Source organism: Vreelandella sulfidaeris Esulfide1 (genome assembly GCF_054072535.1).
The window spans coordinates 3,559,252-3,581,503 of record NZ_CM133364.1 but is presented as its reverse complement, the minus strand read 5'-3'; the positions used below and the strand labels follow the sequence as shown (position 1 = coordinate 3,581,503).

Sequence of the window (22,252 nt, the reverse complement as noted above, 5' to 3'; positions counted from 1 at the left end):
TTAGTGGTGATGCCCGCGTGCTGTTTTTAGCCAGCGCCGAAAGCTAGGCTATTACCGGCCAGGAACTAACGGTAGATGAGGGGGGGGGGTTAGGGGAGGCCTCGCTATGGTGTAACGCCTCGTTTTGCGTAATGATTTGATCCTTGCCCTTACAAGGACGTTTCGATGCCGCTGAATTGGATGCCCGTAAAATGGACAGACAAGCCCCAACTGCCCAAAGCGGAAGGCCGTATAGAAGCGATTGATTTGGCACGTGGTCTAGCCATTGGCTTAATGATCATAAGCCACGCCATCAGCGGTCTCGTCGGCATTCGTAATGTGCCAGATTGGGGAATGGTGCCGATCCATTTTCTGACCAAGTTCTCCTCTTCGCTGTTTATTATGGTGTTTGGCATCGCGCTGGCCGTGGCGTTTCTTTTGCATACCCAAAGTGACGATTGGCCAAGGCGCCGCTTAAAGCTCTGGCTACGTGCCGTAGAAGTATGGTTCTGGTACAAGGCGCTGACTGTCTTTGAAATGCTCCCTTACTACCCACCCAATGAAATTGTCGATGCGTTGCTCTATGGGCGTTTTGCGATCTGGGTCGAAATCTTAGGCTTCTACGCTATTGCGCTCTTATGGGTGCCGTTGATACTGCCACTGTGGGCGCGAGCGCCGCTGTGGAGCCGCCTAGCGACGATTGGTGCGTTAACCGCACTGACCGTCTGGCTGCAGAGTCTTACCTTTGGCGGCAACGATATTCTGAAAGCCTTATTGGTGGATCATGAAGACCACTACACCTGGGGGCAAATTAGCCGAGCGCCATTGATTCTAGTCGGGCTGCTTATCGGCGAGGCGCTACTCCGCTGCTATTTTGAACCCACCTCTCGCCGGCGTTTAGTGCTTACGCTATTGGGCCTGGGCGCGCTGATGATTGCAGGGTTCTATGGTTTGGCTTTTGCCAGCGGTGATGTGCACGCAGCGATGCTGGCAGTGGCCAACAATGTGGGTAAACACCCACCAGGGCTTGAGTTTATGCTGTTTAGTCTAGGCGGCGCCTTGGTGTTGTTAGCCCTTGCTCTGGCGGGCGGCGCTAAAGCAGCAAAGGCATTAATGCCGCTAACGATTGTCGGCTCCGATGCCCTCAAGGCGTTTATTTTTCATATTGTGATGATTTTTCTAGTGCTGCGCTTTTTGCTAGAAGGCGAAGGAATGTATAGCTATCCACAGGCACTTGGCGCAGGTGGCCTGTTGATACTTGGCGCCGCAGCGTGGATTTGGCTAACCCGCTGGATGGCTAACCACCGCTAAAAGCGATTAATAACGGCTGGAGTAACGATTTGCGACACTGGATGCAACGCGGGCTTATGGCTGTAGTGCTGCTGATGGCACTACCCGTGCAGGCCGATGGGTATGAGACAAATTGGTACTATGAGGTAGATAAAAAGAGCGCTTGGCAAGGCGATTTAACTGCGCGCTTGAAGGCTATCGAAGGCGTCTTTGAGGGCGAGCTTGGCGTTTATGTACAGAACCTCGCCAGCGGTGAAGCATTTTCCTGGCGTGCCGATGCCTCTTGGTATTTAGCCTCGCTGATTAAAATACCGGTGGCGGCGCAGGTGCTGGCCGAACGTCAGGCAGGCGCCCTAACGCTGGATGAACGGCTAATGCTTGCCCAAAGTGATTTTGTCGACGGCGCGGGATCTACCAACTGGCACGACCCCGGCACACCGATCTCCATTCGTTACTTGATGGAGCAAATGATCACCGTCAGCGATAACACCGCCACGGATATGTTGATTGATCGGGTAGGGCTTGAAGGGGTGAATCAGCGCGCGCGTAAGATGATAGCGGCAAGTGGTGGCGACCCCGATAACATCGGGCCCATCTCAAAACTGGTCGGTGTTCGCCAAGGCGTTTATGGCGAGCTGCACCCGGATGCACGCGCGCTTGGCGGCATGGATTTTATCGCCCTGCGGCAGCGTTCGGTAAGCCAGCGCCCCCAGGCGTTGGCCCGCGCGCTAGGCGTTAGCACAGAATCTTTCACCCAGCCTGATTACGATCACGCCTTTGATGCCTATGAAGCTACCGGCGAAAATGTGGGCACCTTACGCGCCTTTGGCGGCCTACTGGCTAGTCTGCACGGCGGTCTAGATGACTTAAGCGCCGAGCAGCGACAAACGCTATTAGCGGTGATGCAGGGAACCCGCTCCGGCAAGCGGCGTCTTAAGGCGGGCCTTGGCAACGGCGTAAGCTTCGCCCATAAAACCGGCACTCAGCAGAGACGTAGCTGCGATGCCGGTATTGCCGAGCGTGCCGACGCTGAGACTACCAACGAAGGGCCTTGGGTGATCGTTAGCTGTGCTCGCGGGCCAGCGGCGGTAAGCGCCCACGAACGCGTCTTGGCCAAGGTAGGTGAAGCGTTGCGCTATAGCGGAGCCCTGGGTAAGCCGTGGTAAACTATCGCCCCGAATGACCCTCAGAACAGACTTAGTTAGGAGCAACCTATGACACAAGCCAGCGCCCGCCACATTCTAGTCAGCAGCGAAGAGCAGTGCCTAGCACTCAAAGAAGAAATTCAAAACGGTCGCGACTTTGCTGAAGTCGCCAAAGAGCACTCCAGCTGCCCCTCCAGCCGCCAAGGTGGCGACCTCGGCAGCTTTGGCCCCGGCCAAATGGTGCCTGAGTTCGATAAGGTTGTCTTCAATGACGAGGTCGGCCAAGTGCACGGCCCGGTGAAAACCCAGTTTGGTTATCACCTACTAGAAGTTACCAGCCGCACTTAACTTTTCCTAACCAAACACTCTTAATTTCGCCTAAAAGGCCGTCAAGCGCCGCGGTCACTCGATCGCGGTGTGAGGAGTACGCCTTGAACGACCCGATTATTACCATTAACGGCCTGAATAAAACCTACGAGGGTGGCTTTCAGGCGTTAACCCACATTGATTTAACGATTCAACGTGGCGAAATTTTTGCCCTGCTCGGCCCCAATGGGGCGGGTAAAACCACGCTCATCAGTGTGGTATGCGGTTTGGTCAATCCAACTGCCGGTCATGTATGGGTAGATGGTTTCGATAATATTACCCACTACCGTCAGGCTCGCGAACGCATTGGGTTGGTGCCCCAAGAGCTCACCAACGAAGCGTTTGAAACCGTCTGGAACACCGTCAGTTTTAGCCGCGGCTTGTTTGGTAAAGCGCCTAATCCTGCGCATATCGAGAAAGTGCTCAAGTCGCTGGCGCTTTGGGATAAGCGCAACAACCGCCTAATGACGCTTTCGGGTGGCATGAAGCGTCGCGTGCTGATCGCCAAAGCGCTCTCGCATGAGCCACGCATTTTGTTTCTGGATGAGCCCACCGCCGGAGTCGATGTTGAACTGCGCCGTGAGATGTGGGACGTGGTGCGCCAACTACGCGATAACGGCGTTACTATCATTCTAACCACCCACTACATTGAAGAAGCCGAAGAGATGGCAGACCGTATCGGCGTCATTAACCGCGGCGAGCTGGTGCTGGTGGAAGAGAAAGCCGCCTTGATGAGCAAGTTGGGCAGTAAGCAATTGACCCTTAACCTGCACAACCCATTAACCGAGGTGCCTGCCAACCTGCAACGCTTTGAGCTGAGCCTAGCGGCTGAAGGGCATGAACTGATTTATACCTACGACGGTAGCCAGGAAGAGGATAGTCACGCGATTTCTGAGCTATTAACCGCACTAGAGCGGGAAGGTGTCACGTTTAAAGACCTGAACACCCGGCAGAGCTCGCTTGAAGATATCTTCGTTGATTTGGTTAAGGAGCGCGCATGAACCTGCATCCTGTTCGCGCCATCTATATGGCGGAAATGGCGCGCACGCGCCGCACGCTACTGCAAAGTATTGTCTCGCCGGTCATTTCTACGTCGCTCTACTTCGTGGTGTTTGGCGCGGCGATCGGCTCAAGAATCAGTGAGGTCAACGGGGTCAGCTATGGTGCCTTTATCGTGCCGGGTCTGATTATGTTAATGCTGTTAACGCAGAGTGTTTCAAACGCGTCCTTCGGCATTTTTTTCCCCAAGTTCTCGGGCAGCATTTACGAGCTGCTTTCAGCGCCAATTTCACACTTAGAGATTGTGATTGGTTACGTAGGGGCGGCGGCCTCGAAATCGATACTGTTGGGGCTACTCATTCTGGCGACCTCAAATTTTTTCGTACCGCTGGAAATTGCCCACCCGTTTTGGATGCTGACCTTCTTGGTGCTTACCGCGGTCACCTTTAGCCTGCTCGGCTTTATCATCGGTATCTGGGCGGATGGCTTTGATCGGCTGCAACTGGTGCCGCTGCTAGTGATTACCCCGCTGACCTTTTTAGGCGGCAGTTTCTACTCCATCGATATGCTGCCACCTTTTTGGCAAACCATCACCTTGGCCAACCCCGTGGTGTATTTGGTGAGCGGCTTTCGCTGGAGCTTTTACGGTATTAGCGATGTCAGCTTAGTGGCAAGTGTGGGCATGATCGCCCTGTTCCTGGTGGCTTGCCTGGCCACGATTGGCTGGATTTTTCGCACCGGCTACCGCCTAAAACCCTAATTCACGTTTAGCCATCTTTAAAACGAACCTCTGGAAACTAGCAGGCCCCTATGCCGTTACTGCAAAGTATAGTGCACCGCCTTGACCCCACGCTTGACGGTGAGCGCTTAACCCTGGCCGCTGCGCCCGGCTCATCTGAGTCCGGCGACGACCCGGTGATGTCAAGCCTGGTGGGTGCGCTCAATGACACCTATAACACCAAGCCCAAAGGCTGGGGGCGCTTTGCCGAAGAGGGCGAACAGGCCGGGCCGCTGGCCATGTGGCTGCGCGATTACCTTGCGGGTGACAAAAGCTTTGCTGAATTCTCAGTTGCGCTGGCTGAGCGTCTCGCTAAGCAACTTCAAGAGCAGTTGTCGGTAAGTGGTTACTTAGTGATCAGCCACCAGCGCCAGGGCGATACGGAAACTCTGTTGGTAGCCTTAGTGCATCAGCGCGAAGGGATCGGTATCAATAGCGATCACCAAGCGGTGCCCGCCGCGCAGCTCAACACCAGCCAGCTCACCCTCGCGGCGCGAATTAACCTCACCCAGTGGCAGAGCGATGCGCCGAATGCGCAGTATGTCTCTTTCTTAAAAGACCGCGGCGGTAAAAAACTCGCAGAAGGGTTGATCTCGCTGCTGGGGATGGAAGAGGGAGTCGATGCTCCGGCGGAAACGCGCACGCTGCTCAAAGCGTTTAGCGACTACGTCGAGAAAGAGGATTTTGATGACGAGGTCAGTCGCGAAAAAACCGATACGCTAGTGGACTACGCTAATGAGCAGCTTCGCCGTGGTGAGCCAATGACCTTGGAAGAGCTTTCCGGGCTGGTTAACGAACAGCAGCCAAAAGCCTTTTACGAGCATATACGCAACGCCGATTACGGGCTCTCGCCAGAAATCCCCCCTGATAAACGCACCTTGAGCCAGTTTCGCCGCTTTACGGGGCGTTCCGGGGGGGTCTCGATTAGTTTTGACTCACATCTGCTTGGCTCAAGCATTGAGTACGACGCTGCTCAGGATCGTCTGATTATCAAGCAAGTGCCCAAACAATTGAGAGAACAGCTCACCAAACAGGACTAAGCTAAGGACGAGCTGCACCTACTCAGGAGACCCCGATGCTGAACGCCATTAGTGATTTTTTCCAGCGCACCCTGGCGCAACCCGAACAGCGCGAAAACCAAACGCTCACATTGGAGTTGGCGACTGCCGCCCTGCTGTGTGAAATCGTCCGCGCTGACTACGACACCACCGATGAAGAGCTTGACGCACTTCGCAGCATGCTAATTGAGCGCTATCGGCTAAGCGCAAGCGATGTAGAAGAACTGATGACGCTTGCTCAGGCGGAAGTGGATGACGCCGTCGATCATTATCAGTTCGTTAGCCTTATCAAAGAGCATTACAACTACGACCAGCGCTGTGAGCTGGTCGCACAAATGTGGCAACTGGCCTGGGCCGACGGCAATGTTGACCCGCTAGAAGAACACCGTATTCGCCGCTTAGCGGATTTGCTCCATGTTAGCCATAGCGATTTTATCCGCACCAAACTGCAAATTGAGGAGCGCAATAACCACGATGCATAACCGCAACGAAGAATCGGATTTAATGGACTTAATTGACTCAATCGAGAACATGGAGCAGGACGCTCCTCGAATCAGCGTTGATGATGTCGTTAATGCCGTGGGGCGGCGCTCGTTTGGGCCGCTATTGCTGGTCGCCGGGCTGATTACGCTTACCCCTATTATCGGCGATATACCTGGTATGCCGACGCTAATGGCTGCGCTGGTGCTGCTTGTATCAGTACAATTACTGGCGGGCAGTGAAGCGTTTTGGTTGCCCCGTTGGCTGCTGAAGCGTTCCCTTTCGAGGCAAAAATTTGATAAGGGCATTCATTACATGAAAAAGCCCGCCCGCTGGATTGACGGACTTTTGCGGGTTCGCTTGCCGTGGCTGACGGGATATATCGGTATCCGCGTGACGGCCGTGGTCTGTTTATTGATCGCTCTGGCGATGCCACCGATGGAGTTTATTCCTTTTTCGGCCAACGGCGCTGGGCTGGCGCTGACGCTGCTCGGGCTGGGGTTGGTGGCCCGCGATGGTATCGCGTTGCTGCTAGGGTTTACGCTATTCGGCGCCACCTGCGTTTTTATCGCGATGAATCTGCTTTAAACAAGGAACTGAGTAATGTCAGACGCTTCACCACCCACGCCACCTAAACCGCCGGAAGAACAGGGGCATTGGGAGCGGCGCATAGAGACAGCGCTATGGAATTCACGCTTTTTGGTCATGCTTGCGGTGATACCCAGCCTGTTGGGCTCATTAATACTATTTATCGTCGGCACCGTGGATATTTTAAAAGTGGTGGCCGATGTGCTGGGCTACTACCTGTTGGGCGGCACTCAAGATATCCATGACACCTTGGTGCCCGATATCATTATTGCCGTTGATATTTATCTGATTGCCATCGTCTTGCTGATATTTGGTTTAGGCGTTTACCGGCTATTTGTCTCCCGTATTGATCAAGCGGAAGTGCGCTATCCGCGGCACCCTTTTAACGTCGCATCGCTTGATCAACTAAAAGATAAAATTGCCCGTGTGGTCATTCTGGCGGTGATTATTGAGTTTTTCCGCGCCGTGGTGGATATCCGCTTTGCCACGCCGCTCGACGCCATCTATTTAGCGCTCTCAGTGTTAGCGTTGGCGGCAGCTATCTATTTAATGAGCCTAGGCCACAAAGGCGAGTAAGCGGCCTAGAGCGCAGAGTTCTCACTTGGTGATAAAAGCCCCACTACTAATCTGTTCAACTGATGCTGGAACTGCCCGCCCGGTGAGGGTGGGCTGGGGTCCGAGGTGATCACTACCGTCATCTTCCGCTCAGGAATAACATACAGCGCTTGACCACCGTAGCCGCGGCCGTAGTAAACATCTTCACCCGCCAACTGAGTGATAAACCAACCGAAGCCGTAACCGTCACCGGTCCAGCGAGACGTGCCGCGTGGCTGCCACGATGCCTCTACCCAACCTTCCGGCAGAACGCGCTCGCCATTACCTGTTTCATCAAACACGATGCCATCATTGCGATACAGCTCGCCCACTTCTATTAAAGCCCGCGGCGAAAGCTGCATATCATTGCCGCCAAAATAGATGCCTTGCGGATCACGTAACCAGGGGCGAATAGAAATATTGAGCGGATCACCCAGTAAACGCTGAGCAAGCGCATGGGTCGTTTCGCCGCTAGCGTGGGTGAGGGCGGCAGAAAGCAGATGGCTGGTGCCGGTGGAGTAGAGCATTTCTCCGCCGGGTTCATCGACAAAAGGGCGGGTAATGGCATCGTTAACCCAGTTGTCGCTAGCCACCCAAGCGCCATAATTACTGCCGGATGTACGCTCCAACCCTGCTTGCTGGGCGAGCAGATGCGCCACGGTGATCTCGCTGACTTTTGGATCAATACCGCTAGGCAGGTGTTCGCCAAACAACTCGACCATGGGCTGCTCAACAGATTCGATAACACCCGCTTCAATCGCCGCGCCAGTAATCGCGGCCAACACGGTTTTAGACAGCGACTTGATATTGGCAGGCGAGGCAACACCCGGTCCGCCCTGATGATGCTCGTGGATAATGTCGCCGTCATAGGCCACCACCACGCTGTGGATGCGGTTTAGCGCCTGGGCCTGTTGGTCGAGTGCCTGCAGTGCATTCGCTGACGGTTCATTTGCGGCTGCAATAGAGGTAGAGAACAACGACATAGCAGCAAACGAAACAATTAAAACAGTAGCGTGCATTGCAGCACCCTCGGTAACAGTGGCAAAGGTTTGAGGTGTCGATGAAGGGGAGGTTCCTCAAACGCTTCGGATATGACGAGAGATGTCACTTTCGAGTAAGGAAATATACCTAGACTACGCAAAAGAAGAAAAAGCCTGCTAGGCTATGGGGGTAACTTAAGGGCAAGCAACTATTTGATTTTCCCCGAAACGCAATAAGCAAGGAGCGCCATAATGCGTAACATTATTTATATCATTGGTCTTATCGTGGTAGTTCTCTTCATCCTTTCGCTGCTCGGTCTGCGTTAAGCCCAAACAAAAACCGCCCGTAGGCAGCACCTACGGGCGGTTTTTTTATGCGCAGATTTAACGCCGCATGGATACGCCTAAGCGCAATCAGCGGCCCCTTGGCCAAACATATCAAACATCATTTCACGACCAAGGCGGGTCAATACAAAGCGGCCATGCTCATTTAAGGTGGCCGCTTCACTGGCTTCCATTACCTGTTGGCAGGTGGCCCAGGTAGGCGCTGCCGCGCTAAGCGCTAAAAGTTCGCGGCGGGCTAAGCCACGCTGAGGCAAGGTAATGGTTTCTAATACATGGCCGTGGTCGTACAGCAATTCAGCGGCAACCGACAAACATTGGCGAAGGCTGCGTTGAACATTCGCGGCGGTCGACAACCCCAAAGGCGATTGGGTAGGGCGTTGTGTAGCCGTTTCTGGAGACGTTAGTTCGGGAGGCATCGTATGTTCTCCTGCGGTTAGCCCAAGGTGAGCTTGTTGCAGCGCATTATAAACTAATGTCTAGATTAGACCAAGGTCTATGCTCGTATTGTTCGCAGAGAACATGAAGCATTCACAAAACTGAAGGATACAACTGGCAGCATAACGATCAGTGCCGCTAACTATTAAATAATGCCTAAGCGCCACTCGCGTATTATGTAACCATAAGGGTGCTTCACTATAGCGACTGAGGCAAAGAAGTAATTGGCGCGTTAAGAAAGGTTGTTAATTGTAACTTGTGGTTTAATGACTACGTTTTAACTCCCCTAATAATACTTGAGTTTTGGCTTGTTTTCTGTAATGAATAATAGCTAACAAGAGAAGTGAAAAGGTGAGTATTGCTGTAATCAAATAAACCTTTGATATTTAAATTGCCTCGATATCTGTAAAAAGAAATTAAAAGAACCATTCTACTATTGTAATTAGTTATTCCTATGGTGGCGTGGCAAAAGTTGAAGGTATACGTTAGTAGTAAATTAAATTTGTGCTGGTTATATTTATAGGGAATAGTCGATATGCCCATGGTACATAAAGCCTTATTTGAGGTGCGGAGGTGTCTGTGGCGTTACTAGACACATGGAGCAAACTGAATGCTAAAAGCACACTTTCTTTGGATGCCTCGGAAGAGAGTGACAGCCTGCTTATACTAGGTAGACTGCCCTCTAAAAAAGAGAGAGAGCCAATGAAAAAAACGACAGTGACAATCCCAGCACTAGCTGCCTCAAGTGATGGCTCTGTTCAGCAACATTCTCATTGGCAGTTGTCGCAGTTAGGTATCCTAGAGGAGCAAATGCTTGCGGCTAGCCAGTATTTTCACCAGCAGCGCCGATAGTGACGAGATTTGAGGGAAGTCATATAAGTATCAGCTTATTTTATAAGCTAGTTGCTAACTCACTGACTTGCAAGTATTACCAAATTGACGAACAAGGGCTAAAGTTACTTCATTTTTGGCCGATAATATTTATAGAATTTATATTTTGTGTCTGAGAGGACTGTACTGATGGCATCGATTTCTTCACTTGGCGTTGGGTCAGGGCTTGATTTGACAGGCCTGCTGAAAGAGTTGCGAACGGCTGAAAACCAGAAACTAGTGCCGATTACGCAGCAAAAAGAAAACCAGAACGCTAAAATTTCTGGTTATGGTCAGATCAAAATCGCAATAGAGCAATTCCAGACCTCCGTCAACAAGCTCAATGACCCGAAGCTTTACCAAAGCCTTTCGACTGAGATTCTAGGCGGTAGCGCCGTTAAGGCAACGGCGAGCAGTGAAGCAACGGCTGGGCGTTACGATGTTGAGGTTACTCAGCTGGCACGGGCGGGAAGCTTGGCGACCAACAGCATTCAGGGGGATGATGCTCTAACCAAGCCGCTGACAGGCGCTAACGCGAGTCTTGCTCTGACCTTCGGTAACGATGCTGATGGAAATCCTATTACTCAGGATATTTCCCTGACTGAAAGCAGTTCTCTAGAATCTATTCGCGACCAAATCAATGGCTTCGACTTTGGAGACGGCCCTAAAGTTAGCGCTTCCATCGTTAACGATGGCACAGGCTATCGCTTAGCACTCAACTCCTCTGCGAGTGGTAAAGAGGCTTCTATTAACCAGATGGCTTTTTCAGGACTTACGGGGGGAGTGACACTAGAAGGTACGACTGCCTACGAAGGCCGTGATGCTCAATTGAAAGTGAATGGTATTGACATCACCAGTGCCACGAACAAAGTAGAAGGTGCTATTGAGGGCGTCACGCTTAATCTTGAAAAGGTAACTGAAGCGGGCAGTCCCAATACAGTAGTGGTAGCACGCAATACGCTTGCAGTACGCGAGTCGGTTGAAGGTTTTGTAAAAGGCTACAACGCCCTTAAAGATCTTATTGGAGAGCTAACCGCATTTAATGGCGGCGGCGAAGCGGCTGGTGATTTGATAGGCGACCGTGCGGTGCGCTCAGTTGAGTCTCAAATGCGTTCTGCATTGGTAGGTAATGTACCCGGCGGCGATATTACTCGCTTATCAGACATAGGCATTGAGCTCAATAAAGAAGGTAAGCTCACGCTGGATTCCCAAAAGATGAGCGATACCGTGGCGAGCAATCAAGACGGTTTGGCAGCTTTTTTTGCTGGTAGTAGCGATGAGACAGGTATGGGGGGCCAGGTAAGCAAAACATTGGAGAAATTACTGGGCGAAAACGGTGCTTTGGGCAGTGCTAATCGCAGTGCAGAAGCAAGCGTGGTGGCCCTGGATAGCCGTTTTGAACGTACCGAAACCTCTATTGAGCGCACGATTGAGCGCTACCGGAAGCAGTTCACGCAGTTAGACTCAATGATGGCGCAAATGAACGCCACTAGTGGTTATCTCACCCAGCAGCTCGATATGATCAATTCGCAAATGAGCAGCCGTAAATAACAGGTAGTTCAAAAAGATTGTCTTTCATTTGTTAGCCCCTTCCCGCCAAGGAAGGGGTTTTTTATTAATTGCACCCTGCCTCAATAGCTTGTGACATAAGGCTGAGGCGTTAGCGGTGATAGCATAAAGCCCTAAGATTTTTTGATACATTTATTTACACAAAAAGAGCATAAAAAATTTAAGTAAATCCTAGGGCTGCCGTTAATAAATATAACGGCAGCAAGCCGTCAGGCAGGCCGACCAGGCCAGTAACTATACGTAGGAGATTCACAATGTCCGTTATCAATACAAACATCACAGCGTTGATTGGCCAAAACAACCTGAAAGGCGCACAAAGCTCGCTACAGCAAGCACAAGAGCGTCTTTCCTCAGGCCTGCGTATCAACAGCGCAAAAGATGACGCCGCTGGCCAAGCCATCGCCAACCGTATGACCAGCACCGTGACTGGCCTGAACCAAGCTTCACGTAACGCTAACGACGGTATTTCACTGGCACAAACTGCAGAAGGCGCGTTGGACCAAGTCAACGACAACTTGCAGCGTATCCGTGAGCTGACGGTTCAGGCACAGAACGATACCAACACTGCCCAGGACATTGACTCCATTCAGGAAGAAGTCAATGAGCGCCTTGCTGAAATCGATCGTGTAACGGAACAGACTCAGTTCAACGGACGAGATCTTTTTGCTGCTGCGGCTACTGGTACTAGCTTCTCCATCCAAGTGGGTGCCAAAGATGGTCAAACGATTGCAATCGACATCGGCGGTGCCAATGCTTCAGGAACCTCTACTAATGGCGGTGGCTGGAATATGTACGTGACTACTGGGGGCTCAAACACTGTTACTGCAGTAGGGGGTGTTGATCGCGCAGTAACCGCTAGCGGTTTTGATGTGCTTCAAACAGATAATGCACTGAAAATTCTTGATGACAAAATTGGTGCAGTTGATAAAGAGCGTAGTAACCTGGGTGCCGTGCAGAACCGTTTTGAAACAGCCCTAGATAATATTTCTACAACCTCTACCAATCTGCAGGGCGCTCGTTCACGTATCGAAGATGCCGACTACGCAGTTGAAGTATCGAACATGACGCGTGCCAATATTCTGCAGCAGGCTGGTACCTCCATGCTGGCCCAGGCGAACCAAACCCCGCAGAGCGTTCTTTCTCTGCTTCAGTAATACCGTTTTAAACTTAAAGAACCCGGGCCAAGGCCTGGGTTTTTTGTCGTTTGAAATAGAGATTTAGTGAGTATAGTAGCGAATCACCTTTATAAATTGGCATCAAGTAGAGATCCCATGGCTAAGAAAAAAGTACATAAACAGCCCTCAGCGGCTGTCCAACACAACACTCGCCATGGCGCTGTCTTAGGGGTACCCCAGTCGTTAGTAGATGCTTTCATGAAACTCTACAACACAAAAAAATTGCCTCAAGCCCAGCAGGCAGCACAACAGATGGTAGATCGCTACCCTGAAAGTGCTTTTGCGTGGAAGGCGTTAGGAACTGCTTTTTTGGAAGCCGGTGATGCATCATCAGCATTAGTACCATTACTCAAGTCTTATGAGCTGAACGCAGAGGACGCCCTAACACTGACTAGCCTAGCTGCATTGCATTATCAACAAGGTAATGAGAAGCAGGCCATTGGGTATCAAATACAAGCGGTTGACCTTAATCCGGAGTATGGGGCTGCCCAGTACCGCTTAGCAGAAATGCTGCAAAGTGCTGGGGAGCATTTTAAAGCACTTGAACATGCACAAAAAGCCTTAGCGCTTGAATATGACGAGCTACGTTCTCGATTATTGGTCGGTGCTTTGCAATATCAAACTAAATATTTTAGTGAGTCTTTAGAAAACTATCATCTGTTAGAAAAAAAATATCCAGGTAATCCAACTGTTTTTAATAATTTAGGTAACTTGTACAAAGATATTGGAGAATATGAAAAAGCTGAGCGTTATTATCTAAAGGCATTAAAGAAAAAACCTGAGTTTGCCATGGCATACTCAAATATTTTCTTTGCAAAGCACTATAATCCTGCAACCACACAGTTAGAAATTATCGATTTCGCAACAGAGTGGGAGAGTCGCTTTGCGCTACCTGCTTTGCCTGATCCTATTATAAAAAAAGCGAAGGAAAAACCGCTACGCGTTGGCTTAATCTCATCAGGGTTTAGAACCCATCCCGTCGGGCAAATGATTGCTACTGCTTTAGAGAGCAGCCGACCTGATATTCACTTTTATGCCTACTCAACCAATGATATTGCCGACTCTATTACAGAAAAAATTCGTAATGCTTGTAAGCAATGGAAGCAAATCCGCCACTTAGGCCAAGAAGAGATAGCAGAGCAGATCTGTAATGATCAAATAGATATTCTAGTAGACTTATCTGGCCATGGCGATGGTAGCTGCTTACAAGCGATTTCCATGCGGCCTGCACCGCTATGTGTTAAGTGGGTCGGTGGGTTGGTCAATACGATGGGCCTAAAGTCAATTGATTATTTGTTAACTGATAGTATCGAAACACCGGAAGGTGTGGATAATCAATATACCGAAAAATTGATTCGCCTACCGGATGACTACATTTGCTATATGCCGTGTAGTTATGCACCGAGCACTACCTCACTACCAGCGCTTAAGAATCGCTATATCACCTTGGGTTGCTTAAATAACGCAGCTAAAATTAGCGCTCAGCTTTTAAGTGAGTGGGCGATATTAATGCATCAACTGCCACAAAGCCGCTTACTTTTGCGGGGTGCTCAATATGAAAGCGAGGATTTCTGCCGACGTATTTGGAATGAAATGGCTAAGCAGGGTATTGAAAAAGAGCGTATTTTGTTGGAAGGTCCAGCGAAACACAAAGAATTCTTGGAAACCTATCAGCGCATTGATATTGCATTAGATACCTGGCCCTACTCCGGTGGCTTGACCACCTGTGAAGCCATGCTAATGGGCGTGCCTGTTGTTACACTACCAGGCCCAACCTTTGCAGGCCGCCACAGCGCTACCCATTTAATCAATGCTGGCTTACCAGAGCTGGTAACTAGCAGCTGGGATGAGTACCGCCAGCGAGTCATGGAACTTGCCAGTGACTTACCGAATCTAGCGGTTATTCGCGCAGGTCTGCGCACTATTTTACATTATTCGCCTGTGTGTGATGCACCGCGTTTTGCTAAGCATTTTAATAATGCCTTACGTGCCATTTGGGCACGCTACTGCGAAGATAAAGCGCCTGAGGCACTCACCTTCAATAAAGAAGGTGAAATGTGGTTTGCCGATGAAGATCAGTTGGTTGAACTGCCTAACGTTTCGAGCAGAGAAGATGAGAATGAGGATAAGACATTTGAATGGAAATTCGATGAGCCAATAATTATCTTAGATAATGCTGCTGTGCTGCCGCGTCATCCTGACTACCCTAAATGGATGGCAAGTGGCCATTTGGCCGTGATTAGCTTTGACCCGGCTAGTTTGCTCAGCAAGAAAGTAGAAGACCTTAAGGAGTTCGGTGAGTTACATCATTACCCCCATGCGCTTTTGGGGGACGGTCAGCCCGCAACGCTTTATGCAACTTTAGATGCCGAAAAAAGCAGCACGCTAAAACCACTACCAGAATATCAGTTGCAAGAAGATCAGCGTGAAAAACTTCAGGTGCTAGCCGAACTGCCTATAAACACCATAGCTTTGGATAGCATAGCAGGACTATCTAATGTAGATATGCTGGTGCTTGATGACCTACATGACGTAATGAAGGTGCTAGAAGGAGGTGCAGAATACTTAAAAGAAGCACTTCTAATTAAAGTGAAAGTGACTTTTCAGCCGACTCATGAGCGGCAACCAAACATTGCTGAATTGCAGCATTGGGCTAGTCGGAATGGGTTTAGATTTTATACATTACAAAAATTGCAATATAAGAGCTGTTTTTTTTATGGCAAATTATGTATGGAGCAAGAAGGAAGCGAACTGGTCAGTGCTGATGCGCTTTTATTGCCAAATAAAGAGCGAATGGAGAAATTAAATAATAAAGAAAAAGAAAAATTGGCATTTTGCCTTGATAGTATATGTTTAATTAGAGACTTGACATATGAGCTTCTTGCTCAAGTTAGCTTTGATTATGCAAATAAGTATTTAACTTCTAGAGGCTTTTTTTGGGAGGAAAGTCTACTGCAAGAAAACAGTACATCTGTAAGCGATGGGTATGATACGATTTCTAGTGATTTAGATTTTTTACTAGGTATTAAGTGAGATCATACGATGAGGAATAATAACTTGCTAGAAAATAATAAAGTTAAGGAAAGTGATTTTTTATCTTTGCTTAGAACAGCTAAGAAACCCGAGCTTGAGGCGCTGGCTAAACTTTTGATGCCTTATATAGCAGATTTAGAGCTAAGGCAGCCAAGAATTTGGGGAGATAAAAAAAGAGTGCACTTGGAAAGAGCTACAATACACATTAATGACCTTCTGATTAATACTCGATCTGGCCATGTTACTATTGAAGAGGACTGTTTTTTTGGTCATAGATGTATGCTTTTAACTGGTACTCATGATTATAATAAAAAAGGTTTAGAGCGCTTAAAGGCAGTGCCTGACGAAGGCCGAGATATTTTAATAAGAAAAGGCGTATGGCTGGGGAGTGGCGTTACTGTTTTAGGTGGAGTTGTCATTGGAGAAAACTCAGTAGTTGCTGCTGGTAGTTTGGTTACTAAAAATGTACCAGAAAACTGTATAGTTGCCGGAAGGCCAGCTGAAATAATTAAAGAAATAGATTTTTCTAATTCAAAATCTTTAGAAAGTGTCAGTTTAGATGCTGAGAGGATTGTCAAAAAAACCGAGTCAATAGTGTCGAAATATGGATATGATAATGCTAAAAGATATTTATCTAACGCAATTAAATTTCCTAATTTAACTGGTTTTAAAGCCAAGAAATTTTTTGATAATAGTGGTTTGAAAAATTTCAACTTAAAAAATGGTAGTACAGTTCTTGTTTTAGGATCTAAGCCTGGCTCGAAGATATTTAGTGACGTAGATATTGTGTTTGGTGCAAATGCAAGCTTGTCTTACTATGGTAGTGAAATTGATAAAGATGTAAAAAAAATTGCTGTATGGGGTGCTCTTGGTACCGAAGTTTTTGAAGATGTAATTAATTCAGGTGTGGATGAAATTTTTTGTTTAGGGAATGAACCAAAAGTTTTTGAGAATAAGCATGGCGTTATAAATAGAGAGAAGGGTGAAGTTAGATATAACGTTTTATCATTTTTTGAAAGAAGAGAACTTGTGCAAGAAGTTACAGGCTCTGACAGCCCCTTTTTCAGTAACCTTTTTTTTGACTTGGATTATTCAAAAAAATTAAATTTAATAAAAAGTAGTCTTATTTTTTTAAAAAAACCAATTGATTCTTTAAGTGGTGTTTATGATTGGCCGTTGCCATTAAGACCTTCCGCTGGTATTTTTTCTCTAATTATTGCTATTGCTAGATTTGGGGCTTCGTCGAACTATGTTATTTCTGGGATTGGTGCAGATGACCGTTATCTTTATCCAGATTTAAAGGGTGGAGTAAAGAACAAAACCTCAAAGTCTCATAGAGACAGAATTGAGTTTTATGGATTAGACTCCCATGTTGAAGCTGATTTAGAAATTTTAAGATTTCTTTCTAAGAAAATTAATATTTCTACTACAGATAAGTCTTTATCAGAGGCGAGTGGGGTATTGTTTTTATCTGTCTAGAGTGAGGTTTTATGAGTTTTTGTACGCAAGAACGAGTATTGGTAACCGGTGCCGATGGTTTTATTGGGTCACATTTAACTGAACTCCTCGTCCGGGAGGGCTATCGAGTCATAGCCCTATCTCAATACAATTCCTTTAACAACTGGGGCTGGTTGGAAGATATTGATTGTCTGAATCAGGTCGAAGTGCTTAGCGGTGATGTACGTGATCCGCATTATTGCAAGCATATTACCAAAGATGTTGATGTGATTTTTCATTTAGCCGCCTTGATTGCTATTCCATACTCTTACGTAGCACCTGATAGCTATGTTGATACTAACATCAAAGGTACACTGAATATCTGCCAGGCGGCGCTGGATAACGGCGTACAAAGAGTGATTCACACTTCTACCAGCGAGGTATACGGTACTGCGCAATACGTGCCAATTGATGAAAAACATCCGCTTCAGCCACAGTCGCCTTACAGCGCTTCTAAGATTGCTGCTGATGCTATGGCGATGAGTTTCTACAATACTTTTGACCTACCAGTGACGGTTGCTAGGCCATTTAACACCTATGGTCCTCGGCAGTCGGCTCGAGCGGTAATCCCAACGATTATCAGTCAGATCGCCAACGGTATGAAGCAGATCAAGCTCGGCGATGTGTCGCCGACCCGAGATTTCAATTACGTTGAAGATACCTGCCGAGGTTTTCTGGCGTTGGCAAACTGCGACGCAGCGGTTGGGAAAACGGTCAATATTGCCTCTAATTACGAAATTTCTGTGGGTGATACGCTTAGCGTCATCCGCGAGCTGATGAATAGTGATGTTGAGTTTATTACCGATGAGCAGCGCCTGCGTCCGGGTAAGTCAGAAGTATTCCGCTTGTGGGGCGATAATACCCTGATCCGCGAGTTAACTGGCTTTATGCCGCAGACTGATATTCGTACCGGCTTGAAGAAAACTATCGATTGGTTCTCTCAACCCGACCAACTAGCGAAATATAAAGCCAGTCTCTATAACGTTTGAGTGCCGCTATGCTATCAACGCTGATCCAGTTCATTCGCGACCATTACCACACCGATGCGTTCATTCCATTGCATGCTCCGGTTTTTCGCGGCAATGAGAAAGCTTATGTGGCAGACACTATCGACTCTACTTTTGTGTCCAGCGTAGGGGCGTTTGTAGACAGGTTCGAGCAGGATATCGCCACCTATACCAGCAGTCCGAAAGCTGTTGCGACGGTCAACGGCACGGCGGCTCTGCACGTTGCATTGAAGTTAGCTGGCGTTGAGCCGGGCGATTACGTTATCACACAGCCGCTAACCTTTGTCGCTACCTGTAACGCCATCACCTACTGTGGTGCTACACCTATCTTTGTTGATGTAGATTTCCATACTCTTGGGCTTTCACCGTCTGCGTTAGCAAGCTGGTTGGAAGAGCATGCCTATAGGGATGGTCAGGGGCAGTGTCGTCACCGCAAAGGACATGCAGCTATTCGTGCTTGTGTGCCAATGCACACCTTTGGCCATCCGGTAGATTTGACCGGTATTGTTAGTGTTTGTCAGCGCTGGGGGATTGCCTTAGTGGAGGATGCCGCAGAGTCGCTGGGGAGTTTTTATCGTGGCCAACACACGGGTACTTTTGGCATTTTGGGGGTGCTGAGCTTCAACGGCAATAAGCTAATGACCACCGGCGGTGGCGGTATGATTTTGGCTGGCGAAGAGCTGGCTCATCGTGCCAAGTATCTGACAACTACCGCCAAGCGTCCGCATACTTATGAATACGTGCACGATGAGCTTGGCTATAATTATCGGCTGCCGAATCTTAATGCAGCGCTTGGCTGTGCTCAGCTAGAGCAGGTCGAGGTCTTTATAGCCGAGAAGCGTCAACTGGCAGCCGGCTATGACGCTTGCCTGAGGGGGAGCGAGTTTCAGTTTGTTACTGAGCCTGAAGGATGCCGCAGCAATTACTGGCTTAACGCAGTGATCTGCGAAGATCAGAAACATCGCGATGAGCTGCTACGCGTGACCAACGAGCAATCTGTGATGACTCGTCCCATTTGGCAGTTAATGAACAGCTTACCGATGTATGCTCATGCGCCTGCCGGTGAGCTGAGTAATTCGCGTTGGCTTGAAGAGCGTGTGGTGAATTTGCCTAGCAGCCTCAGCCCGCCAATGGGAAAGGCTTATGCGTAAAGTCGCCGTCTTTACCGGTACGCGAGCTGAATACGGTCTGTTGTACTGGCTGATGAAAGAGATTGATACCCACGCTCAATTGGAGCTACAGGTCATAGCTGCTGCTATGCATTTATCGCCCGAATTTGGTAGTACTTGGCAATTAATTCAGCAAGATGGCTTTAACGTAGATGCCAAAGTAGAGATGCTGCTTTCCTCGGATACTCGCGTTGGCGTTGCCAAGTCCATAGGGCTTGGCACCATTGGATTGGCCGATGCGTTGGAGCGCTTGGCGCCTGATGTAGTGGTAATTCTCGGCGATCGTTTTGAGGCTTTAGCAGCAGCGCAGACGGCTTTGATTTTGAATGTTCCTATCATGCACCTTCACGGCGGTGAGATTACAGAAGGAGCTTATGACGATGCCATCCGTCACGCAATCACCAAGATGGCCAGTTTTCATGCCGTCGCAGCAGAGCCTTATCGGCAGCGTGTGATCCAGATGGGGGAAGACCCTCTGCATGTTCTTAATGTCGGCGCGCTCGGCCTGGATCATCTTGCTCGCTCTCCGCGTTTAAGTCGTGCCGAGTTGGCAGAAGACCTTAATTTTTCCCTTGAACGTCCTTTTTTCCTAGTTACTTATCACCCAGTAACCTTGGCTGATGAACAGCCTGTGTCAAGTTTCAAGGCTTTGCTTGCCGCGTTGGATGAGTGGCCAGAACACCAGATTATTGTGACTTACCCCAATGCCGACAATGGTGGTCGCGCGATTATTCAAGAATTGAAGGCGTATGCAGCGCATCAGCCGGACCGTGTTTTGGCGATCTCATCACTTGGATTTAAGCGTTATCTTTCGGCAGTGGCTGAGGCCTCCGCGGTGGTTGGCAACTCTTCAAGCGGATTAATTGAGGTGCCTAGCTTCGGTATACCGACTATTAATATTGGACAACGACAGTCAGGACGCTTGGCAGCAGCATCGGTAGTTCACTGCGAGACAACGCAAAGCTCTATCAGAGCCGCATTTCGACAAGCTTTAAGCGCCGATTTTCGAGAGGTGTGTAAAAATGTCGAAAATCCTTATGGTCAGGGGAATGCAGCTGAGCAGATTGTCGATTTGTTAACGTCAATGTCGCTCAACACCATTAAGCATTTTCATGATCTTGCTGGGAGTTCTCGTTGATGAAAAGCAGTACGCATAAGGTTTTCATCATTGCTGAAGCTGGCGTGAACCATAATGGTGATCGTCAGCGCGCGTTTGACTTAGTCGATGCGGCTGCGCAGTCAGGTGCAGACGCCGTCAAGTTTCAAACCTTTAATGCCAAACGTCTTGCTGCCGCCTCAGCCCCCAAGGCTGCTTATCAGCAGCAAACCACAGAGGCAGGTGAGAGTCAGTTGGCGATGCTGCAATCGCTAGAGTTACCGCTTGAATGGCACGGGGCGCTGCAGGCGCACGCCCACAAACAGGGTATCGAGTTTTTATCCACAGCGTTTGATATCCAAAGCCTAGCTTTTCTCGGTACGCTGAATTTGCCGTTTTACAAAGTACCTTCTGGGGAATTAACCAACGGACCTCTGCTTTGGGCTTTCGCCCATGCCGGTAAACAGCTGGTAATGTCGACGGGTATGGCAACTCTTTCCGAGGTGGAACAAGGTCTTGCGATAGTCAGTCATGCGTTAATGCACGATCAGCCGCCAATTTCAATGAAGGAGGTTTGGCAGAGCTGGAGCAAACTAGGGGCACGTGATGTACTTACTGGCCATGTGAGTCTATTGCACTGTACATCACAGTACCCGACGCCTATGCACGAGGTGAACTTAAAGGCGATGGATACACTCTCGAACGTGTTTCGTCTGCCGGTAGGTTATTCCGATCATACGCAAGGCACGTTAATTCCGGTGGCGGCCGTTGCCCGAGGAGCGACGATCATCGAAAAGCATTTTACGTTGGATCGCCAACTACCAGGGCCAGATCATAAGGCATCACTAGAGCCTTATGAGTTAACACACATGGTCGCGGATATTCGCCAGATAACTTCGGCGCTAGGTGATGGGCATAAAGCTCCGCAGCCCAGCGAATGGGATACTCGTATAGCTGCGCGTCAGAATCTAGTGGCGGCGGCGACAATTAAGCAAGGCGATGTTTTCAGCAGTGAAAACATGACAACGGCACGTGCGGGACAAGGTGAGCTTGCCAATTCATTTTGGGATTATCTCGGCAAACAGGCAGCGCGAGATTATCAGCCCGGAGAAGCGTTGTGAGCCAACGACCGGTTATTCTGCTGGGTGCTGGCGGGCATGCCAAGGTGGTAATGGATCTATTGATGGGAAGTGGTCGCAAGGTAATAGGCGTCTGTGATCCGAACTTGGCAAGACAGGGAACAGGTGTTTGGCGTGGTGTAGCCACGCTCGGTGATGATAGCGCCATACATCAATACGCACCTGAGTTGGTGGAGCTGGCAAATGGTATGGGGAGCTTGCCAGGAAGCCAATCACGAAAGCGGCTGCACCTTGCTTTTTCGCAACAAGGCTATTGCTTTGCCACCTTGGTACATCCGAGTGCGGTGCTAGGAACAGGTGTCAAGTTAGGCCAAGGTGTTCAGGTGATGGCCGGCTGTGTAATACAAGCTGATACATGTATTGGCGATAGTACCATTATAAATACAGCCGCTCAGGTCGATCATGACGGTCGGATAGGTTCGCATGTGCATATTGCCCCTGGTGCTGTGCTATCAGGTGAGGTGATAGTCGAAGAAAATGCTCATATTGGCCCTAATGCGACCCTCATTCAGGGTAAGCACATTGGAAGAGGCGCTGTCGTGGGGGCTGGAACAATAGTACTGCGCGATATACCTGCTTACCATCAGCTGACGGGGCAGCCTCCGCGAAAGCCACAGCCGTTGCAACAACTAGATCAAGAAACGGAGACCTAAACTGCTA

20 protein-coding genes are annotated in these 22,252 nt (G+C 49.2%); 18 read left to right on the top strand and 2 right to left on the bottom strand.

The features are described from left to right. The first annotated feature begins 165 nt into the window (after positions 1-165). The 9 genes from ACW44H_RS16680 to ACW44H_RS16640 all read left to right on the top strand — a co-directional run bounded on the left by ACW44H_RS16680 (position 166) and on the right by ACW44H_RS16640 (position 7,259). Positions 166-1,290 (top strand): heparan-alpha-glucosaminide N-acetyltransferase domain-containing protein, encoded by a 1,125-nt coding sequence (locus tag ACW44H_RS16680; RefSeq protein WP_457505658.1) that lies wholly within the window; start codon positions 166-168, stop codon positions 1,288-1,290. Between the two features lie 56 nt (positions 1,291-1,346). Next, the gene (locus ACW44H_RS16675) at positions 1,347-2,435 is read left to right on the top strand and encodes a serine hydrolase (RefSeq protein WP_457505657.1); all 1,089 of its coding nucleotides are present in this window, start codon (positions 1,347-1,349) and stop codon (positions 2,433-2,435) included. A gap of 48 nt (positions 2,436-2,483) precedes the next feature. Beyond that, on the top strand, positions 2,484-2,762 hold the full coding sequence (locus ACW44H_RS16670; RefSeq protein WP_113269438.1) for a peptidylprolyl isomerase: 279 nt from the start codon (positions 2,484-2,486) through the stop codon (positions 2,760-2,762). An 83-nt stretch (positions 2,763-2,845) separates the two neighbouring features. Continuing rightward, positions 2,846-3,781 carry an ABC transporter ATP-binding protein gene (locus tag ACW44H_RS16665; RefSeq protein ID WP_457505656.1) on the top strand — a complete coding sequence of 312 codons (936 nt, stop codon included), beginning with the start codon at positions 2,846-2,848 and terminating at the stop codon, positions 3,779-3,781. Beyond that, positions 3,778-4,539 carry an ABC transporter permease gene (locus tag ACW44H_RS16660; protein WP_457505655.1) on the top strand — a complete coding sequence of 254 codons (762 nt, stop codon included), beginning with the start codon at positions 3,778-3,780 and terminating at the stop codon, positions 4,537-4,539. The genes ACW44H_RS16665 and ACW44H_RS16660 overlap by 4 nt, the downstream gene beginning before the upstream one ends. Before the next feature lie 50 nt (positions 4,540-4,589). Further along, positions 4,590-5,597, top strand: a complete 1,008-nt coding sequence (locus tag ACW44H_RS16655; protein ID WP_457505654.1) for a nucleoid-associated protein — start codon at positions 4,590-4,592, stop codon at positions 5,595-5,597. Between the two features lie 35 nt (positions 5,598-5,632). Then, positions 5,633-6,097 carry a tellurite resistance TerB family protein gene (locus ACW44H_RS16650; protein ID WP_457505653.1) on the top strand — a complete coding sequence of 155 codons (465 nt, stop codon included), beginning with the start codon at positions 5,633-5,635 and terminating at the stop codon, positions 6,095-6,097. Then, on the top strand, positions 6,090-6,683 hold the full coding sequence (locus ACW44H_RS16645; RefSeq protein WP_457505652.1) for an exopolysaccharide biosynthesis protein: 594 nt from the start codon (positions 6,090-6,092) through the stop codon (positions 6,681-6,683). Before ACW44H_RS16650 ends, ACW44H_RS16645 begins: the two co-directional genes overlap by 8 nt. A gap of 15 nt (positions 6,684-6,698) precedes the next feature. Continuing rightward, positions 6,699-7,259 carry a YqhA family protein gene (locus tag ACW44H_RS16640; RefSeq protein WP_457505651.1) on the top strand — a complete coding sequence of 187 codons (561 nt, stop codon included), beginning with the start codon at positions 6,699-6,701 and terminating at the stop codon, positions 7,257-7,259. Positions 7,260-7,264: 5 nt separating this feature from the next. On the opposite strand, the gene ACW44H_RS16635 is transcribed toward ACW44H_RS16640, so the two are convergent. Further along, positions 7,265-8,296, bottom strand: a complete 1,032-nt coding sequence (locus ACW44H_RS16635; RefSeq protein ID WP_457505650.1) for a serine hydrolase domain-containing protein — start codon at positions 8,294-8,296, stop codon at positions 7,265-7,267. Positions 8,297-8,661: 365 nt separating this feature from the next. Further along, a complete protein-coding gene (locus ACW44H_RS16630) occupies positions 8,662-9,018 on the bottom strand; it encodes a hypothetical protein (RefSeq protein WP_457505649.1) in 357 nt (118 codons plus the stop codon). 1,039 nt (positions 9,019-10,057) lie between these two features. Here ACW44H_RS16630 and fliD point away from each other — a divergent pair. The 9 genes from fliD to ACW44H_RS16585 all read left to right on the top strand — a co-directional run bounded on the left by fliD (position 10,058) and on the right by ACW44H_RS16585 (position 22,245). Beyond that, positions 10,058-11,458 (top strand): flagellar filament capping protein FliD, encoded by a 1,401-nt coding sequence (fliD, locus tag ACW44H_RS16625; protein WP_457505648.1) that lies wholly within the window; start codon positions 10,058-10,060, stop codon positions 11,456-11,458. 272 nt (positions 11,459-11,730) lie between these two features. Then, on the top strand, positions 11,731-12,630 hold the full coding sequence (locus ACW44H_RS16620; protein WP_457505647.1) for a flagellin N-terminal helical domain-containing protein: 900 nt from the start codon (positions 11,731-11,733) through the stop codon (positions 12,628-12,630). 117 nt (positions 12,631-12,747) lie between these two features. Continuing rightward, positions 12,748-15,684, top strand: coding sequence for an O-linked N-acetylglucosamine transferase, SPINDLY family protein (locus ACW44H_RS16615; RefSeq protein ID WP_457505646.1), 2,937 nt, complete (start codon positions 12,748-12,750; stop codon positions 15,682-15,684). A 24-nt stretch (positions 15,685-15,708) separates the two neighbouring features. Next, on the top strand, positions 15,709-17,163 hold the full coding sequence (locus tag ACW44H_RS16610) for an acyltransferase (RefSeq protein WP_457505645.1): 1,455 nt from the start codon (positions 15,709-15,711) through the stop codon (positions 17,161-17,163). 11 nt (positions 17,164-17,174) lie between these two features. Then, entirely contained in the window at positions 17,175-18,170 is a 996-nt protein-coding gene (locus ACW44H_RS16605; protein WP_457505644.1) for an NAD-dependent 4,6-dehydratase LegB, read from the top strand. 8 nt (positions 18,171-18,178) lie between these two features. Beyond that, positions 18,179-19,339, top strand: coding sequence for a LegC family aminotransferase (locus ACW44H_RS16600; protein WP_457505643.1), 1,161 nt, complete (start codon positions 18,179-18,181; stop codon positions 19,337-19,339). Beyond that, positions 19,332-20,495, top strand: coding sequence for a UDP-N-acetylglucosamine 2-epimerase (neuC, locus tag ACW44H_RS16595; RefSeq protein ID WP_457505642.1), 1,164 nt, complete (start codon positions 19,332-19,334; stop codon positions 20,493-20,495). Before ACW44H_RS16600 ends, neuC begins: the two co-directional genes overlap by 8 nt. Then, positions 20,495-21,574: an N-acetylneuraminate synthase gene (gene neuB / locus ACW44H_RS16590; protein WP_457505641.1), complete on the top strand. Its 1,080-nt coding sequence runs from the start codon at positions 20,495-20,497 to the stop codon at positions 21,572-21,574. Before neuC ends, neuB begins: the two co-directional genes overlap by 1 nt. Continuing rightward, positions 21,571-22,245 carry an acetyltransferase gene (locus ACW44H_RS16585; RefSeq protein ID WP_457505640.1) on the top strand — a complete coding sequence of 225 codons (675 nt, stop codon included), beginning with the start codon at positions 21,571-21,573 and terminating at the stop codon, positions 22,243-22,245. The genes neuB and ACW44H_RS16585 overlap by 4 nt, the downstream gene beginning before the upstream one ends. Positions 22,246-22,252 lie beyond the last annotated feature (7 nt).

What these genes read in the sequence shown, in the direction of transcription:
- ACW44H_RS16640 (WP_457505651.1), top strand. Translation starts at nt 6,699, where the DNA reads ATGTCAGACGCTTCACCACCCACGCCACCTAAACCGCCGGAAGAACAG.
- neuB (WP_457505641.1), top strand. Translation starts at nt 20,495, where the DNA reads ATGAAAAGCAGTACGCATAAGGTTTTCATCATTGCTGAAGCTGGCGTG.
- ACW44H_RS16670 (WP_113269438.1), top strand. Translation starts at nt 2,484, where the DNA reads ATGACACAAGCCAGCGCCCGCCACATTCTAGTCAGCAGCGAAGAGCAG.
- ACW44H_RS16630 (WP_457505649.1), bottom strand. Translation starts at nt 9,018, where the DNA reads ATGCCTCCCGAACTAACGTCTCCAGAAACGGCTACACAACGCCCTACC.
- fliD (WP_457505648.1), top strand. Translation starts at nt 10,058, where the DNA reads ATGGCATCGATTTCTTCACTTGGCGTTGGGTCAGGGCTTGATTTGACA.
- ACW44H_RS16600 (WP_457505643.1), top strand. Translation starts at nt 18,179, where the DNA reads ATGCTATCAACGCTGATCCAGTTCATTCGCGACCATTACCACACCGAT.
- ACW44H_RS16620 (WP_457505647.1), top strand. Translation starts at nt 11,731, where the DNA reads ATGTCCGTTATCAATACAAACATCACAGCGTTGATTGGCCAAAACAAC.
- ACW44H_RS16680 (WP_457505658.1), top strand. Translation starts at nt 166, where the DNA reads ATGCCGCTGAATTGGATGCCCGTAAAATGGACAGACAAGCCCCAACTG.
- ACW44H_RS16645 (WP_457505652.1), top strand. Translation starts at nt 6,090, where the DNA reads ATGCATAACCGCAACGAAGAATCGGATTTAATGGACTTAATTGACTCA.
- ACW44H_RS16605 (WP_457505644.1), top strand. Translation starts at nt 17,175, where the DNA reads ATGAGTTTTTGTACGCAAGAACGAGTATTGGTAACCGGTGCCGATGGT.
- ACW44H_RS16635 (WP_457505650.1), bottom strand. Translation starts at nt 8,296, where the DNA reads ATGCACGCTACTGTTTTAATTGTTTCGTTTGCTGCTATGTCGTTGTTC.
- ACW44H_RS16675 (WP_457505657.1), top strand. Translation starts at nt 1,347, where the DNA reads ATGGCTGTAGTGCTGCTGATGGCACTACCCGTGCAGGCCGATGGGTAT.
- ACW44H_RS16655 (WP_457505654.1), top strand. Translation starts at nt 4,590, where the DNA reads ATGCCGTTACTGCAAAGTATAGTGCACCGCCTTGACCCCACGCTTGAC.
- neuC (WP_457505642.1), top strand. Translation starts at nt 19,332, where the DNA reads ATGCGTAAAGTCGCCGTCTTTACCGGTACGCGAGCTGAATACGGTCTG.
- ACW44H_RS16650 (WP_457505653.1), top strand. Translation starts at nt 5,633, where the DNA reads ATGCTGAACGCCATTAGTGATTTTTTCCAGCGCACCCTGGCGCAACCC.
- ACW44H_RS16660 (WP_457505655.1), top strand. Translation starts at nt 3,778, where the DNA reads ATGAACCTGCATCCTGTTCGCGCCATCTATATGGCGGAAATGGCGCGC.
- ACW44H_RS16615 (WP_457505646.1), top strand. Translation starts at nt 12,748, where the DNA reads ATGGCTAAGAAAAAAGTACATAAACAGCCCTCAGCGGCTGTCCAACAC.